The sequence below is a fragment of the Methylobacterium sp. WL103 genome, assembly GCF_008039885.1.
In the GTDB taxonomy this organism is placed as follows: domain Bacteria; phylum Pseudomonadota; class Alphaproteobacteria; order Rhizobiales; family Beijerinckiaceae; genus Methylobacterium; species Methylobacterium cerastii.
Genome location: NZ_VRUX01000808.1, coordinates 1 through 1,541, shown reverse-complemented (window position 1 = coordinate 1,541; position 1,541 = coordinate 1). Strand labels below are relative to the sequence as shown.

2 protein-coding genes are annotated in these 1,541 nt (G+C 72.3%); both read left to right on the top strand.

What is annotated here, in order from left to right; translation table 11 throughout:
* The coding region (locus FV222_RS25655) for a CheB methylesterase domain-containing protein (RefSeq protein WP_147815973.1) at positions 1-713 on the top strand (713 nt) is incomplete at its 5' end.
* A partial coding sequence (locus FV222_RS25650) for a protein-glutamate O-methyltransferase CheR (RefSeq protein ID WP_147815972.1) occupies positions 710-1,541 on the top strand: 832 nt, incomplete at its 3' end. The genes FV222_RS25655 and FV222_RS25650, both read left to right, overlap by 4 nt.

Genomic DNA, 1,541 nt, shown 5'->3' with positions numbered 1-1,541 from the left:
GGCCCGCACCGGCCCCGATCGCGCCCGGCACGCCGACATCGCCGTCTCTCTCGTCGGCGCCCCCGGCGACCGCACCGCGGCCGTCCGCCCCGATCGTGCTGCGTCCGAAGGCCCGCGCGGTGACCCCCAGGGTCTTCCTCGTCGGCGCGTCGACCGGCGGCCCGCGGGCGGTGGGCGAGATGCTGGAGAAGATCGGCGCGGCGACGCTTCGCCGGGTGCCGATCCTGATCGTCCAGCACATGCCGCCGATCTTCACCGCCGTGTTCGCCGAGCATCTCGCCACCCGCACCGGCCTCACCGCCGCCGAAGGCAAGTCCGACGAGCGCCTGGAGCCCGGCCGGATCTACGTCGCCCCGGGCGGGCGCCACATGGGGTTGACCGGAGGGCCGGGCCGAGAGCCGGTGATCCGCCTCGACGACGGGCCGCTGGTGAACTTCTGCCGCCCGGCCGTGGACGTCCTGTTCAAGGACGCCGCCACGCTGTTCGGGCCCGCGACCCTGTCCGTCGTGCTCACCGGCATGGGTTCGGACGGCACCCACGGCGCCCGCGCGCTGGTCGAGGCCGGCGGCGCCGTGCTCGCCCAGGACGAGGCGACGAGCACCGTCTGGGGCATGCCCGGGAGCGTCGCCAAGGCGGGACTCGCCCAGGCCGTGCTTCCGCTTCCCGAGATCGGCCTCGCGCTTCGCGCCTTGCTCACGGGACAGGGCGCATGACCGAGCTCGAATTCGACTACCTGCGCGCCTACCTCAAGCAGCGCTCCGGCCTCGCGCTCACCCCGGAGAAGCGCTACCTCGTCGAGAGCCGGCTCACGCCCGTCTGCCGGCGCTTCGGCCTCGCGACGCTGCGCGACCTCGTCGGCACCCTGAAGGTCGCCCGCGACAAGGCGATCGAAAAGGCGGTCGTCGAGGCGATGACCACCAACGAGACCTTCTTCTTCCGCGACCGCACGCCGTTCGACCTCTTCCGCGACGTGCTGCTGCCGCAGGCCATGGCGCGCCGCGCCGGACAGCGCCGGCTGCGCATCTGGTGCGCGGCGGCCTCGACCGGGCAGGAGCCGTACTCGCTGGCGATCCTGCTGCAGGAGGCCGGCGTCAAGCTCGCCGGCTGGCAGGTCGAGATCGTCGCCACCGACCTCTCGACCGAGGTGATCGAGAAGGGCAAGCTCGGCCTCTACAGCCACTTCGAGGTGCAGCGCGGCCTGCCGGTGCAGTGGCTGCTGAAGTACTTCACACAGATCGGCGAGCAGTGGCAGATCGCGCCGAGCCTGAGGTCGATGGTCGACTACCGGCCGCTCAACCTGCTCAACGGCTTCGAGGCGCTTGGCACCTTCGACGTGATCTACTGCCGCAACGTGCTGATCTACTTCGACACGCCGACGAAGGCCGACATCCTCGGACGCCTGGCCGACCGGCTCGGGCCCGAAGGCGCGCTCCTCCTCGGCGCCGCCGAGACGGTGATCGGGCTGACCGACCGCTTGAGCCCGAACTCGCAGCACCGCGGGCTCTACGGCGTCGCGGCCCCGGTCGTGCGCGCGGCGAGCC